At 75.1% G+C, this 12,549-nt stretch carries 11 protein-coding genes and 1 pseudogene; 5 read left to right on the top strand and 7 right to left on the bottom strand.

What is annotated here, in order from left to right; genetic code table 11:
- The coding region (locus KM933_RS37505; RefSeq protein WP_221361630.1) for a nuclear transport factor 2 family protein at positions 1–501 on the top strand (501 nt) is incomplete at its 5' end.
- A gap of 131 nt (positions 502–632) precedes the next feature.
- Positions 633–1,520, top strand: coding sequence for an SDR family NAD(P)-dependent oxidoreductase (locus tag KM933_RS37500; RefSeq protein WP_221361628.1), 888 nt, complete (start codon positions 633–635; stop codon positions 1,518–1,520).
- 133 nt (positions 1,521–1,653) lie between these two features.
- On the opposite strand, the gene KM933_RS37495 is transcribed toward KM933_RS37500, so the two are convergent.
- Positions 1,654–3,825 carry a TerD family protein gene (locus KM933_RS37495; protein WP_221361626.1) on the bottom strand — a complete coding sequence of 724 codons (2,172 nt, stop codon included), beginning with the start codon at positions 3,823–3,825 and terminating at the stop codon, positions 1,654–1,656.
- A gap of 186 nt (positions 3,826–4,011) precedes the next feature.
- On the opposite strand from KM933_RS37495, the gene KM933_RS37490 reads away from it, so the two are divergent.
- Positions 4,012–5,052, top strand: coding sequence for a vWA domain-containing protein (locus tag KM933_RS37490; RefSeq protein ID WP_221361624.1), 1,041 nt, complete (start codon positions 4,012–4,014; stop codon positions 5,050–5,052).
- Positions 5,053–5,087: 35 nt separating this feature from the next.
- Here KM933_RS37490 and KM933_RS37485 read toward each other — a convergent pair whose 3' ends face one another.
- The 5 genes from KM933_RS37485 to KM933_RS37465 all read right to left on the bottom strand — a co-directional run bounded on the left by KM933_RS37485 (position 5,088) and on the right by KM933_RS37465 (position 10,378).
- Positions 5,088–6,116, bottom strand: a complete 1,029-nt coding sequence (locus KM933_RS37485; RefSeq protein ID WP_221361634.1) for an NAD(P)/FAD-dependent oxidoreductase — start codon at positions 6,114–6,116, stop codon at positions 5,088–5,090.
- A gap of 71 nt (positions 6,117–6,187) precedes the next feature.
- Positions 6,188–7,294, bottom strand: coding sequence for a type III polyketide synthase (locus KM933_RS37480; RefSeq protein WP_221361622.1), 1,107 nt, complete (start codon positions 7,292–7,294; stop codon positions 6,188–6,190).
- Positions 7,291–8,469 (bottom strand): NAD(P)/FAD-dependent oxidoreductase, encoded by a 1,179-nt coding sequence (locus KM933_RS37475; RefSeq protein WP_308013674.1) that lies wholly within the window; start codon positions 8,467–8,469, stop codon positions 7,291–7,293. Before KM933_RS37475 ends, KM933_RS37480 begins: the two co-directional genes overlap by 4 nt.
- Before the next feature lie 2 nt (positions 8,470–8,471).
- The gene (locus KM933_RS37470) at positions 8,472–9,317 is read right to left on the bottom strand and encodes a UbiA family prenyltransferase (protein ID WP_221361620.1); all 846 of its coding nucleotides are present in this window, start codon (positions 9,315–9,317) and stop codon (positions 8,472–8,474) included.
- The gene (locus KM933_RS37465) at positions 9,314–10,378 is read right to left on the bottom strand and encodes an NAD-dependent epimerase/dehydratase family protein (protein ID WP_221361619.1); all 1,065 of its coding nucleotides are present in this window, start codon (positions 10,376–10,378) and stop codon (positions 9,314–9,316) included. The genes KM933_RS37470 and KM933_RS37465 overlap by 4 nt, the downstream gene beginning before the upstream one ends.
- Before the next feature lie 178 nt (positions 10,379–10,556).
- On the opposite strand from KM933_RS37465, the gene KM933_RS37460 reads away from it, so the two are divergent.
- Complete coding sequence (locus tag KM933_RS37460) at positions 10,557–11,723, top strand: hypothetical protein (RefSeq protein ID WP_221361617.1); 1,167 nt, start codon at positions 10,557–10,559, stop codon at positions 11,721–11,723.
- 92 nt (positions 11,724–11,815) lie between these two features.
- On the opposite strand, the gene KM933_RS37455 is transcribed toward KM933_RS37460, so the two are convergent.
- Positions 11,816–12,052, bottom strand: a complete 237-nt coding sequence (locus KM933_RS37455; RefSeq protein WP_221361615.1) for a hypothetical protein — start codon at positions 12,050–12,052, stop codon at positions 11,816–11,818.
- A gap of 147 nt (positions 12,053–12,199) precedes the next feature.
- Between KM933_RS37455 and KM933_RS37450 the strand changes: the two are divergent.
- Positions 12,200–12,549: pseudogene (locus KM933_RS37450) on the top strand (hypothetical protein); the annotation flags it as partial.

Raw genomic sequence — 12,549 nt, 5'->3', positions numbered from 1 at the left:
GCGGGCCTCGGCGCGGCCGGGCTGGCCGCCGCCTCGCTCGCGGGCGGGCGGGCCGCGCACGCGGCGCCGGACGCGGCCGGGCATCCCCACGTACGGCTGATCCGGCGGTACTACGAGGCGTACGGCTCGGGCGACCTCGAAGCCCTCCGGCCGTTCTTCACGCCGGACATCCGGTGGACCGTCCCGGGCCACCACCCGCTGGCGGGCACCAAGGAGGGCGTCGAGGAGGTGCTGGCCTTCTTCCGCGAACTGGGCCGCGCCGGGTTCCGCGCGGAGACCCTGTTCCTCGCCGCGGACGGTGACCGGGTCGTCGACCTGCACCGCGGCTGGAGCACGGCACCGGCCGGGCTGGACATCACCTGGGCGCTGGCCTTCCGGATCCGCGGCCGGCGCATCGCCGAGGCGGTCAACTTCCCGGGGGACCAGCACGCGGCGGACGCGTTCTTCTGGCGCGTCTGTCCGCTCGCCCCGCTGCCGGGCCGTCTCGCCGGACGGAGCTGACCGCGATGCGCACGCCCGGCGGACCCACCACTGACGGACCCACCCCTCGCAGCCCCGCACCCGTACCCACGCCCACGCCCACGCCCGCACCCGCACCCGCACCCGCACCCGCACCCGTAGGATCCGCGCGGATGTCGCGGCGCCGGCTCCTCGGGGCGACGGGGGTGGCGGCGGGGGTGGCCGCCGGGGCGGTGCCGCACCCCGCCGCGGCCCGGGGCGGGCAGGAGGACCAGGAGGACGAGGCGGCGCCCCGGCCCGCCGGGCGCCTCGCGGACAAGGTGGTGCTCATCACCGGCGCCACCTCCGGCATCGGCGAGGCGGCGGCCCGACTCATGGCGGCCGAGGGGGCCCGCGTCTTCTTCTGCGGCCGCCGGGCCCACCTCGGCCGCCGTGTCGAGGCCCGTATCCGCGCGTCCGGCGGAGAGGCCACGTACCGGCGCGCCGACGTCCGCGAGGAGGCCGACGTCGAGAACCTGGTGGCGGCCTGCGTCGAGCGGTACGGGCGGGTGGACATCGCGTACAACAACGCGGGGGTGGAGAGCCCCCGCGCGGTGCGCCTGCACGAGCAGTCGCTGCGCGACCTGACGGACGTGTGGCGGACCAACACCGCGGGCGTCTTCCTCGGGATGAAGTACGAGATCCCGCGGATGCTCGCCCGGGGCGGCGGCGTCATCGTCAACACCGCGTCGATCTCCGCGGAGGTCGGGTTCGCCACCATCGCCCCGTACAACGCCAGCAAGCACGCGGTGGCCTCGCTGACGAAGGTGGCCGCGCTGGAGTACGCCGCCGAGGGCGTCCGCGTGAGCGCGTTCGCCCCGGGGGCCGTGGACACCCCCATGCTGCGGCGGGCCGCGGAGGCATTCGGCATGACGTACGAACAGATCGCCCGGGACTACCCGATCGGGCGCATCGTCCCGGCCGGGGAGATGGCACGGGTGATGATGTGGCTCGGCTCGGCCGACGCGGCTCCCCTGGTCGGGACGGACGTCGACGTCTCCGGCGGCTACCTGACCGGATGACGCCGCGCGGACTGCCTCCGGCCCGGGAATCCGCCCGGAGCGACGTCGGCGGCGAGGAGAGCGAAAGAACTGGTTTCAAAGAGGAGTTGAGAAGGAAGCCCTTTCATGGCCTCGCCGCGGTCAACGCTAGCACTCAGCGCGGGATCACGTCGCGCAGGTTTTCGAGGGTGATGACCGTGGAGTCCGGGTGCAGGCCCTCGGGACGTTCGAGACCGATGTACGTCACGGGCCCGTCCGGGACCGGCCCGCCGTCCCACAGGTCCACCACCGTGGTGCCGCCGGCCATCAGGCCGGCCAGGTGGCGCACCGTCAGCTGTTCGCGCTCCACGACGGCACGCACCACCTTGGACACCGAGATGCGGTTCTCCTCGACCCGGTTGGCCGACGAGACGCCCTTCAGGTAGAGGTGCAGCCACTTCGCGCGCCACCGGCCGTCGTCCTCCCGGCGGAACACCAGGGGCAGCGCCACCCGGCCCGTCCCGCGGAGTTCCGACTTCATCCGCACCGTGCGCGGCTCGAACGGCCGGCCCTTCTGCTCGCCGTCGCGCAGCATGAAGCCGAAGAACGACTCGGCGGTCTCCTCGAAGCCCTCGCCGGCGTAGATGTTGACCTGGGGAACGATGAACGTGCCCCGTATCCGGTCCAGGGACAGGTCGATGAATTCCGAGGCTCCTCCGGGCGCCTCGGTGACATCGCCCGAGTGCTCGCCCCCGACAGCGGTGAGCGAGGTGTAGGAGAGCCAGGAGTCGGTGCTGTAGTCGCTGCGCAGAAGCAGCGCCGAGAGGTCGTAGTCGGTCCGTCTCCCGGTCTCCTTCCAGTACACGAAGAAGCGCAGCCGTTCGCCGTCGACCGCCGACACCGAGCCCCGTGGCAGTACGCCGAGCCCGGCCGGGGCCGCCCTGCCGCTGAGCGGGAGCGCCACGTCGAGGACGTCGGGGTCGAGCAGCAGCCGGGCCGGTGCGGGGAGCCTGCGGCGCGTCTCGGCGTCGAGGGCGGCGACCAGCCGGTCGCGGTCGGCGGCGGGGAGGGGCGGCCGGACGTCAGGGGCGACCCGGCCGCGGCCCCGCCGGTTGACGAAGACGCGGGGTCCGCCGGTCTCCCGCTCCCGGTTGTGCAGGTGCTCACGGACACCGAGCAGGACCCGGCCGGAGACCTCGGGGGCGGCCCGTACCGCGGCGGCCACCACCGCGTCCCGCTCCTCCTGGTCCGCGGCGGTGCGCAGCAGCAGGTCGAGGGTGCGGAACAGCTTGCCGGGGGCGGGGCGCAGCAGCCGCACCGCGCCGGGTACGTCGGACTCGTCGAGCCGCTCCTCGACACGGCTGTCGAAGGACCGCGCCTCCTTCTCGCCCCGCGCCACGGCGAACACGTCGGCGGCGTGCGGCCGACGCGGGTACTCGTGCGGGTGCAGACGCTCGCCGAGCCGCTTGAACGGCTCGCGGTGCGCGTGCACGTCGGCCAGCTTGGCGGGGTTCGCCGCGACCACGGCGTCGAGGCCCGCGAGCAGCGCGCGGCGCGCCGGCCGCCCGAGGGACCGGAACCGGGTCGGCTCCCGCAGTGTCACATCACCGCCCGACAGTGCGCAGGCCAGCCGCAGCACATCGGTGACGGTGTCCAGCAGGAGGTCCGCGCCGGCCGCGAGACGGGCCGCGTTGACGACCGCCCGGTTCTCCCGGACCGGGATCGACTCGGGCTGAGGGCCCGGCGCGCACCGCTCGGCGAGGATCCCGAGGTCGCGCAGGTGCTCTTCGCCCAGGGGCGTGGCGCTGCCCGCCAGGGCCAGGTAGAGGGAGGTGAGTTCGTCGTCCAGGTCCCGCCCGAGGTGCAGGACGGTCACCCGGTCCCCCGCCGAGGCGATCAGTTCGTCCTGCGCGGCGAGCATCTCCTCGTAGGTGTGCTGGTAGCGGCCGTACGCGGGGAGGTCGAGCAGGTCCGGCGCCCCGTGCGCCAGTTGCGCCGACACGTTGTCGCGCGACGCGTCGTCGGCGAGCGCCTGCGCCACGCACCGCATCCAGAACTCCTCGGTGTCCGGCACGTTCGCCGGGAAGTCGATGAAGTACGTGTTGTGGCGGACGTGGTCGCCCACCATCCCGCCCACGGTACGCAGCGTCCGCCGGGCGGTGTGCACGACCGCGGCCCCGGACAGCCCCGACAGGCGCTCCAGCAGCCGGGCCGACAGCTTGAAACCCGCGGACGCCAGCGCGGCGTCGAACTGCCGCGCGGCGGTGGCCCCTTGACCGGCGGCCCCCTTGGGGGAGGGAATGCGGTGGGTGTGCCGGATGACCAGTGCGTCCAGATCGTGCGCCATCCCGCGATGATCGCAGAGGCGTGCGGGCGCACGCACGGGGGTTTCGTCCGTCCCGGCGCCGTGGACCACACGCCTCCGGCCGCGCGCCGGTGCCTCCGGCCCGGGATCCCACCGGCCGTTGTCAGTGGCGGGTGAGACCGTAGGAGCATCGAGTCGGCAGGTCGGAAGGAAAGAGGGGGAACCGTCATGTCCGGGAACCAGAACTACATCAATCACGTCGCCCTTGTGCTGGACGCCAGTTCGTCCATGTCGCACCTGAGCCGCAAGGTCGTGGAGGTCGCCGACCAGCAGATCGCCTACCTGGCCCGCCGGTCGAGGGAGCTGGACCAGGAGACCCGCGTCACCGTGTACGTCTTCGCGGACGAGGTGAAGTGCGTCATCTACGACAAGGACGTGCTGCGGATGCCGTCCCTGAAGCAGCTGTACCGGGCCAGCGGGATGACGGCCCTGCTGGCGGCCGCGCTGAAGTCGCAGTGGGAGCTTGCGCAGACGGCCCAGCTGTACGGGGACCACAGCTTCCTGACGTTCGTCCTCACCGACGGGCAGGAGAACGCGAGCCACCGCTGCCCGGACGCCCCGTCCAGGGATCCGCGTGAACTGGTCCGGGCGGTGGCCGAGATGATCGAGACACAGCAGGACAACTGGACGCTGGCCGTCCTCGTGCCGGACCAGATGGGCAAGCGCGAGGCCATGCAGTGCGGGTTCCCGAAGGACAACATCGCCATCTGGGACGCCACGAGCACACAGGGTCTGCAGGAGGCCGGGCAGGTCATCCAGCAGGCCACCGAGAAGTTCATGGTGGGCCGTACGAAGGGCATCCGGGGCTCGCGGGCGGTGTTCTCGACGGGCGCGGAGACGGTCAACAAGGACACCATCGAGGCGGCCGGTCTCACCCCGGTGGATCCGTCGAAGTACCAGCTGATCTCGGTGGCCCGGGACGCGGCGATCCGGGACTGGGTCGTCGAATGCGGGCACACCTACCGTACCGGTGGGGCGTTCTACCAGCTGAGCAAGTCGGAGAAGGTCCAGGCGCGGAAGCAGATATCGGTGCTGGAGAAGAAGACGGACCGGGTGTACACCGGGCCCGAGGCCCGGGCCCTGCTCGGCCTGCCGGACGTGGAGGTCCGCATCAAGCCGGACCACAACGACGACTTCACGATCTTCGTGCAGAGCACCAGCGTGAACCGCAAGCTCGTGCCGAACACCCGGCTCCTGCTGATGCTCTGAGCCCTCGGGAGCCTTGCCGGGCAGCGCTGCCGCCCTCACCTCCCCGCCGGACGCGCCAGCGCGTCGACGGTCGCGGAGAACAACCACGGCAGCCGCTGCGCCGCGGGCACCAGCGCCGCGCGGAGCGGGGGCACCCTCGTCGCGCCGAGCAACGCGTGGGTCAGCCAGCGGTAGTGCCGGGTGAGTCCGCGCCACTCCCGTTCGTAGACCGCCAGGTCGCCGCCGACGACCGCCCGCACCGCCGCCGACGCCTGCGCGAGCGCCATCGCGATGCCCTCACCGGTCAGCGCGTCGACGTAACCGGCCGCGTCACCGACGAGCAGCACCCGGCCGGCGGTGCGCGCGCTCGCGTCCTGGCGGAGCGGGCCCGCCCCGCGCGCCGGGCCGGCGGTCCCGGCCTCGGCCAGCCGCTCCCGCAGCTCGGGGAAGGCCGCCAGGTGGTGGTCGTACGGCCGCCGGTCGGCGGCCAGCACCGCGACGCCCACGAGGCCGTCCGACACCGGGGTCACATATGCCTCCGCCGCGCGGGCCCAGTGCACCTCGACGAGGTCGCTCCAGGGGGTGAGCGCGTAGTGGCGCCGCAGTCCGTACCGCCGGTGGGTCCGGCACGGCCGGTGCAGACCCAGGGCCCGGCGGATCGGCGAGTGCAGGCCGTCGGCCGCGACGAGGTGGCGGGCCCTGGTGCCGTCGGCGGTCACACCGTCCTCGTCCTGCTCGACCCGGCGCACGGCGCGCTGCTCGATCCGCACACCCGCGGCCAGCACCGCCTCGCGCAGCGCCGCGTGCAGCACGGTGCGGCGCACCCCGCGGCCCGGGCCCGCCCGGAAGCCGGCCTCGGCCCGGCGTCCGCCGGCCACGTACCGGATGCCCCTCAGGTCGTAGCCCGGCGGGTGGACGCCGAGCGCCGCCAGACCGGCGACGGCGCCCGGCATCAGTCCTTCGCCGCACGCCTTGTCGATGGTGCCGGCACGCTGCTCCCAGACGGTCGTCCCGAGACCCGCCCGGGCCGCGTGCAGGGCCGTGGCGAGGCCCGCGGGTCCGCCGCCCACGACGAGCAGGTCCATGGACGTCCCCCGGCCCGGCCGCGCCGGGACGGCGTCCCCGGTGCGGACGCGGGTGGCGGGCGGGGGCCCGTTCATCCCTCCTCCCCCGGGGCGCGCAGGAGGACGAGTTCGGAGCAGAAGCCCGGGCCCATGGCGAGCATGAGCCCGTGGGAGCCGGGCCGGGGCGGGCGGTGGGCGAGCGTGTCCGCCAGGACGTGCAGCACCGAGGCGGAGGACAGGTTGCCGATCCGGCGCAGCGAGTCCCAGGTCACGGCCAGGGCGTCCCGCCCGATCCCGAGCGTCTCCTGCAGGGCTTCGAGGACTCTGGGGCCGCCGGGGTGCACGACGTACCAGCCGAGGTCGGCGTCGGTCAGCCCGTGGCCGGCGAGGAAGCCGCGGACGTCGCCGCCCACGTACCGGCGCACCAGGTCGGGGATCGAGGAGTCGAGCACGACCCGGAACCCGCCGGGTCCGACGTCCCAGCCCATCGCGCGCTCGGAGTCGGGGTAGAGGCGGCTGCGCGAGGCGAGCACCTCGGGACGGACGCGGCCCTGGGGGCTCGCGCAGTCCTCGGACCGCGCGAGCGGATGGTCGGGGCCGACGGCGACCACCGCCGCGGCGCCGTCCCCGAACAGGCCGCTCGCCACGAGGTTGGCGACCGAGGTGTCCTCGCGCTGGAGCGTGAGCGAGCACAGCTCGACCGACATCAGCACCGCGACCGCGTCCGGGCGACCGCGCAGCAGGTCGTGCAGGCGCGCGACGCCGGCCGCGCCGGCGACGCAGCCGAGACCGACGAGGGGCAGGCGCACCACGTCGGGGCGGAGCCCGATCCGTTCCGCGACGCGGGCCTCGATCGGGGGGACGGCCAGACCCGTCACCGTGCACGACACGATGTAGTCGACGTCGGCCGGGGTGAGACCGGCGTCCTTGAGGGCGTCGACGACCGCGCGGCCGCCGAGTTCGACGCCCGCCCGGATGAAGGCGTCGTTGGACCGGCCGAAGTCCCCGAGCCGGGCGTACTCCTCCAGCGGGAGCACGACGTGCCGGGTCTCGACGCACACGTTGCGGTGGAACCGCTCGACGACGGCGCGGTCGAGCGTGCCCCGGGCCAGCGTGTCCGTGAAGGACCCGGTGATCTCCTCCTGCCGGTAGCGGTGCTCGGGCAGGACGCCGCGGACGCTGAGGACGCGCATGCTCATACTGCCTCCTGAGGCCCGCCGGACGGACGGACCGCTGTGAGGAAGGCCCGGCCGAGGCCGAGCGCGACGGCGGGGGTGAGACGGCCCCGGGCGAGGCCGAGTTCCACGAGGTCGTCGAAGACGCGCTGATCGGCGGCCGAGGCCCGCAGCCCGGCCTCGACGACGTGCGTGCTGCGGGCGAGCCGGGCGGCCAGGGCGGTGTGCCGCAGGTGGGGCAGCAGGACCCGGCGGACGGCGCGGGCGTGGCGCTCCCCCGCCTCCTCGGGCCGGCCGTCCCGCAGGGCCGCGGCGGCGGCGCGGCCGGCCGTGACGCCGGTGGCCACGGCGGAGTGGATGCCCTCCCCGGTCAGCGGGTTCACCAGGCAGGCGGCGTCGCCCACGAGCAGTACGCGACCGGCCGGCGGGCGCCGGCGCGCCGTCGAGAGCGGCAGGTGGTGCCCGGCCCAGTGCCGTCCGCCGCCGGTGGCGCCGGGCAGGAGCGCCTCCAGCCGCTCCAGCAGCTGGGCGCGGGTCGGCGCCGGGCGGTCCTCGTGGAGCAGTTCGCCGTACCCGACGTTCGCGAGGCCGTCGCCGAGGTCGAAGGACCAGGCGTACGACGGCTGGTGCCGGGTGCCGAACTCGATGACCTGCGTGCCGCGCCGCCCGGGGCCGACCGGGGCGTAACCGCGCAGCGCCAGGGCCGTCGGACCGCGGGACCGGCCGAGCACGCGCCGGACGGCCGAGTGGGCGCCGTCGGCGCCGACCACGACCGCGGCGGAGATCTCCCCGTCCAGGACCACCGCGTCGGTGTGCTGCCGCAGATCACGGACGCGGTGCCGCAGGAGCCGGGCGCCGGCGGCGACGGCCGCGTCGACCAGCCGGGCGTCGAGGATCCGGCGCGGTACCACCCACGCCGGGCGGGCCGTCCGCCGCTCGGCGACCAGGCCGCCGCGGCCGAGGCGGAGGCGGTCGACCGGGACCCGGTCGTCCAGGAGACCGGTGACGCCGACCTCGGCGAGGAGGTCGAGGACGTGCGGGGCCACCCCGTCGCCGCAGGTCTTGTCCCGCGGGAAGTCCGCCCGGTCCAGGAGGACGACGCGCAGCTCCGGGCCGGCGCACAGCGCGCCCAGGGCGGTGGCGGCACCGGCCGGTCCGGCGCCGACCACCGCGAGGTCCCAGTGGGTGGGTGCGGACACCGTCAGCCGGCCGTCACGAGCAGCACGACGTCGAGCAGGGCGACGGCCAGTGCGGCCCGGAAGGGGACACGCCCCCGGGTGGCCGGCGCGAGCACCGCGAGGGCCGCGAGGACCGCCACCGGCACGAGGGCCGCCCACTGCCGGGCCGGCGGGGACCCGGCGGGCCCGAGCACGACCAGCAGCGAGGCGGCGGACAGCAGCACGGCCGCCAGGGCGCGCGAGGGACGTTCGCCGATCCGGTGCGGCAGGCCGCGGACGCCGGTGCGTTCGTCGTCGGCGAGGTCGGGCAGCGTGTTGAGCAGGTGCGCCCCGACACCGAGCGCGGCACCGGCGCCGGTCGTCCACAGCGGCGCCCAGGCCGGAGCGGGGCCGGCGAGGGTGACGACCGAGGGCAGCGTCCCGAAGGCACTGGCGTACGGCACCCACGACCACCGGGTCGCCTTGAGCCCCAGGTTGTAGGCGTGGCCCGCGCCGGCGCCGAGGACGACGTTGACCAGCGCGCCGCGCCAGCCGATGAGGGCGGACAGCACGAGGCAGGCGATCCCGGCCGCGACCAGGGCGCGCAGCGCCCAGGGGGCCGGGAGGGCTCCGGTGGCCAGCGGCTTGTCGGTGCGGCCGGCGGCGCGGTCGCGGGAGAGGTCGCGCAGGTCGTTGCCCCAGCCGATCGTGAGATGGCCGGTGAGCACCGCGGCGGTGACGACGGCGGTGTCGAGGGGGCGCAGGCCGCCGCGGAGCGCGAGCAGGCCCGTGATGACGCCGACCGCCAGGGCCGGGCCGCCGTGGGCGGCGGTGAGCAGCGCGGGCACGGGTGGCGGCCCGGAGCGCGTGGGGGCCGTGCCGGCGGTCACGGACGCCGCCGCACGGCGACCGGCCCGTGCCGGATCGCGTCGCCGAGCGCGCCGAGGACGGTGCGCGGACGCAGTACGGGTGTCCGCCCCGACGCGGCCTCCCTCATGCCCTCGATCACCTCGGCGAGCACCTGCGGGCCGTCCTTGGCCGGGACCCAGTCGAGTTCCCCGCGTGCGCGGGCCGTGTCCAGCACGGGGAGCGCGAAGCCCATGTCGAGCCACCCGGTGTCGACCTGCTGCAGGTGCGCGTGCCAGGTGGCCGACATGACGGCGCGGACCACCGCGGAGGGCGTGTGGACCAGCCTGGCGCCCAGCGTGTCCGCGAGGACCGCCGCGGTCACGGGCGTACCGGCGGCGAGGTTGAACGGGCCGCCCGCACGCCGGTGCAGCACCGCGACGACCGCCCGGGCGACGTCGTCGGTGTGGACCATCGGGATGGTCAGCCCCCGGTCCATCGGCAGGACCGGCAGCAGGCCGAGCGCCTTCGAGGGCACGAGGGCGGGTACTCCGTAGCGCAGGAGGGCGCTGCCGGCGGCGCGCTGCCCGACGATCCCCGGGCGCAGGCGGGTGACGAGCGTACCGGCGCCGGATGCCTCGTGCCGGTCGAGGAGGCGTTCGGCCGCCGACTTGTGCCGGCTGTACCGCGAGGTGCGCACGCCTCCCGTGGGCCAGGACTCGTCGACCGGACGGTCGTCCCGCTTCGGTGAGTAGGCGCCGACCGAGGACATGTGGACCAGGTGCGGGACACCGGCCCCGGTGACGGCCCGGAGCACGCGGCGGGTGCCGCCGACGCCCAGCCGGGCGAGGTAGGCGAGGTCGTGGGACGGCTGGAAGCCCCATGCCAGGTGGACGACCGCGTCCGCGCCGGTGAACGCCGCCACGAGCGTGTCGTGGCAGGCGTCGGTGCTGAGGTCCGCCGGACGCCAGTCGACACCACGGCTGTCGGGACCCTCCGGCAGCCGCCGGGCCAGACCCACGAGATCGTGCGTGCCCTCGGCACGCAGGTGCTGCACGACGACGGAACCGATGTTCCCGGTCGCCCCGGTGACCACGATGCGCATGCAGGGTGATGCCCCGTCGCCCTCCGGCTCACACGGGGCACTCCGGCATCCGGAGGACACCGGTTCACCCGGCCGGTGTGCCGGGACGTCCGCCCGCGCCCCATGGCGGGGGCGCGGTACGTCCCGTACGGCGGCTGGGACCATACTGGTCGGGCCCTGCTCCCTACAGAACGGTTCCATGCCCAAGAACAGCAGCACTCCGATGACCCTCCCCGGCACCGCGTGGCTGGCGCGCGGGCGCCATCCGGGGCCCGAACCCGAGCGGGACGTGCGGCGCAACCTGATCGCGCTCAGAGCGGCCGGGGTCCTCGACGACTTCCTGGACCTCGATCCCGTGGAGGCGGTGCGCTCCACCGTCCTGCACCCGCGCGAGGAGTCCGCCGGTCCCGGACCGTCGGCCCGCCGGCTGTTCGAGGCGCGCTGGCGCACGGCGGACGGTGTCATGGTGCGGGCGCAACTGACCACGTACGACCAGACGTCCCGCCGCGCGAAGGGCGAGGGGGTCACCTGGGTGCTGGCCGCCGAGGCGGACCTGCCGTGGAGCCCGCTGTGGCCCTCGCCCGCCACCATGTTCTGGCCCGACAGCGACCGGATCCCCTGGGACCACGACTCCGTACCCGGCGTGCGCCTGCGGACGGTGAACCACCTGCCCAAGGACGAGAGCGAACTGCGCCACCGCCTGCGGGACTGCTCCCGCAGCACGTGGTACATCCACATCCTGGTGCACGAGGCCATGACGCCCGACGCGAAGGGGCAGCAGCCGGTCTCCGCGTTCCTGCCGCCGAGCCTGCGGCACCGCGTGGTCGAGCACCGGGCCACACCGGAGCAGGCGCAGATCGCCGACTTCGCGGTGAAACGGGAGCTGAACGTGCGGCTGCCGCGTGGCGGCGCCGTCGTCCTGCCCACCGAGCCGCGGCCGCTGAGCTCGGACTACGACCCGCAGCACTTCACCGTGCACAGTGTCTTCCTGGACGGCTCCGAACCGACGGAGCTCCTCGGTCTCGTCCGGGAGTTCGCCGGACTGCCGCGGCCGCTGCCCGAGGGCGCCGAGCAGGCCCTGACGCAGCTGCGCCGGAACTGGCACCTGCTGACCCCGGAGGAGGAGCTGGCCCACGCCCAGGCCATGGTCGTCAAGTACGCCGAGGCGCTCGAGGCCATGACGAAGTCGAGCGACCTCTACCGGGAGGCGGCCGAAGCGGCGCAGGCCGCCCTCGCCGAGCTCGCCGACGGTGACGGCGCGCTCCGGCCTCCCGTGCCGCGGACGGCCGGGACGGCCGGCTCGCCGCTGGACGCCCTCAGGAAGAGGCTCGACCGCTTCCGGAAACCGAACGGACACGACGTGTGATGCCCGGCCGGTGGGCGCTCCCCCGCACAGGTGAGGGAGCGCCCGCGACGAGCCGGGACGGACGCCGGAGGTGAGGCGTCAGCCGTACGGCATCACCAGTTGTAGAAGATGTCCCCGTTGCTGTTGACCATCTTGAACGTCCCGTCCCCCTGGTCGATCACGCACCCGAAGCCTCCGTCCCCCGTTTCCCCGCAGAAGGTGTCCGCGCCGGCCGGGCCCGCCGCGGCGACCCCGCCGCCCACGAGGACGCCGACGGCGGCGACGGCGAGCCTGCCGGCCCGCCTTCGACCTGATGCGGTGGTGCTGTTCCGCTGCAGGATTGGTCCCACCGGGATTCCGCTCGGGATTCCGGTAGGGGACGTTCCGGAGATGTGGGGGTGACGGCCCCGTCACGCCCCTGTCGGCACACTGCGTCGGGGTGTCCCCGGGCACCGAGTTCCTGTCGCCACCGTCCGACGTGGGAGGGGTCCCGTCCGATGCCAGCACCAGCGCCCAAGGCTCTCGGACTGCGGCCGGCGGCGTCGACGACGGTGCTCACGACGACGAAGAGCCGGTCGCGGGCGTCCGGTCCCGCCACCGCCCCCCTGGCCCCTCTGCCGTCGTCCAACGCGGCGGTGACGGCCGGTCTGGTGCCCCGCCCCGGATCCGCGCCCGCTCCCTCACCGCCGCTCCCCGGCCGGCCTCCGTCCGCCGTGCAGGACATGTTCGGCAACAGCGCCGTGGCGGCGGGTCACCAGGGGACCGGCGCCGCCCGTCCGCCCGCCCCAGCCGCGCCGGCCCCCGCCGCGCCCACGGCGCCGGACCCGGCTGAGGCCGCGGCCGCCCC

Origin of the sequence: Streptomyces beigongshangae, from assembly GCF_019710745.1 — a bacterium.
Classification (GTDB): Bacteria; Actinomycetota; Actinomycetes; order Streptomycetales; family Streptomycetaceae; genus Streptomyces; species Streptomyces beigongshangae.
The sequence above is the reverse complement of the archived record's forward strand: the minus strand, read 5'-3'. Positions and strand labels throughout refer to the sequence as shown.

What these genes read in the sequence shown, in the direction of transcription:
- KM933_RS37495 (WP_221361626.1), bottom strand. Translation starts at nt 3,825, where the DNA reads ATGGCGCACGATCTGGACGCACTGGTCATCCGGCACACCCACCGCATT.
- KM933_RS37480 (WP_221361622.1), bottom strand. Translation starts at nt 7,294, where the DNA reads ATGAGCATGCGCGTCCTCAGCGTCCGCGGCGTCCTGCCCGAGCACCGC.
- KM933_RS37485 (WP_221361634.1), bottom strand. Translation starts at nt 6,116, where the DNA reads ATGGACCTGCTCGTCGTGGGCGGCGGACCCGCGGGCCTCGCCACGGCC.
- KM933_RS37465 (WP_221361619.1), bottom strand. Translation starts at nt 10,378, where the DNA reads ATGCGCATCGTGGTCACCGGGGCGACCGGGAACATCGGTTCCGTCGTC.
- KM933_RS37500 (WP_221361628.1), top strand. Translation starts at nt 633, where the DNA reads ATGTCGCGGCGCCGGCTCCTCGGGGCGACGGGGGTGGCGGCGGGGGTG.
- KM933_RS37490 (WP_221361624.1), top strand. Translation starts at nt 4,012, where the DNA reads ATGTCCGGGAACCAGAACTACATCAATCACGTCGCCCTTGTGCTGGAC.
- KM933_RS37460 (WP_221361617.1), top strand. Translation starts at nt 10,557, where the DNA reads ATGCCCAAGAACAGCAGCACTCCGATGACCCTCCCCGGCACCGCGTGG.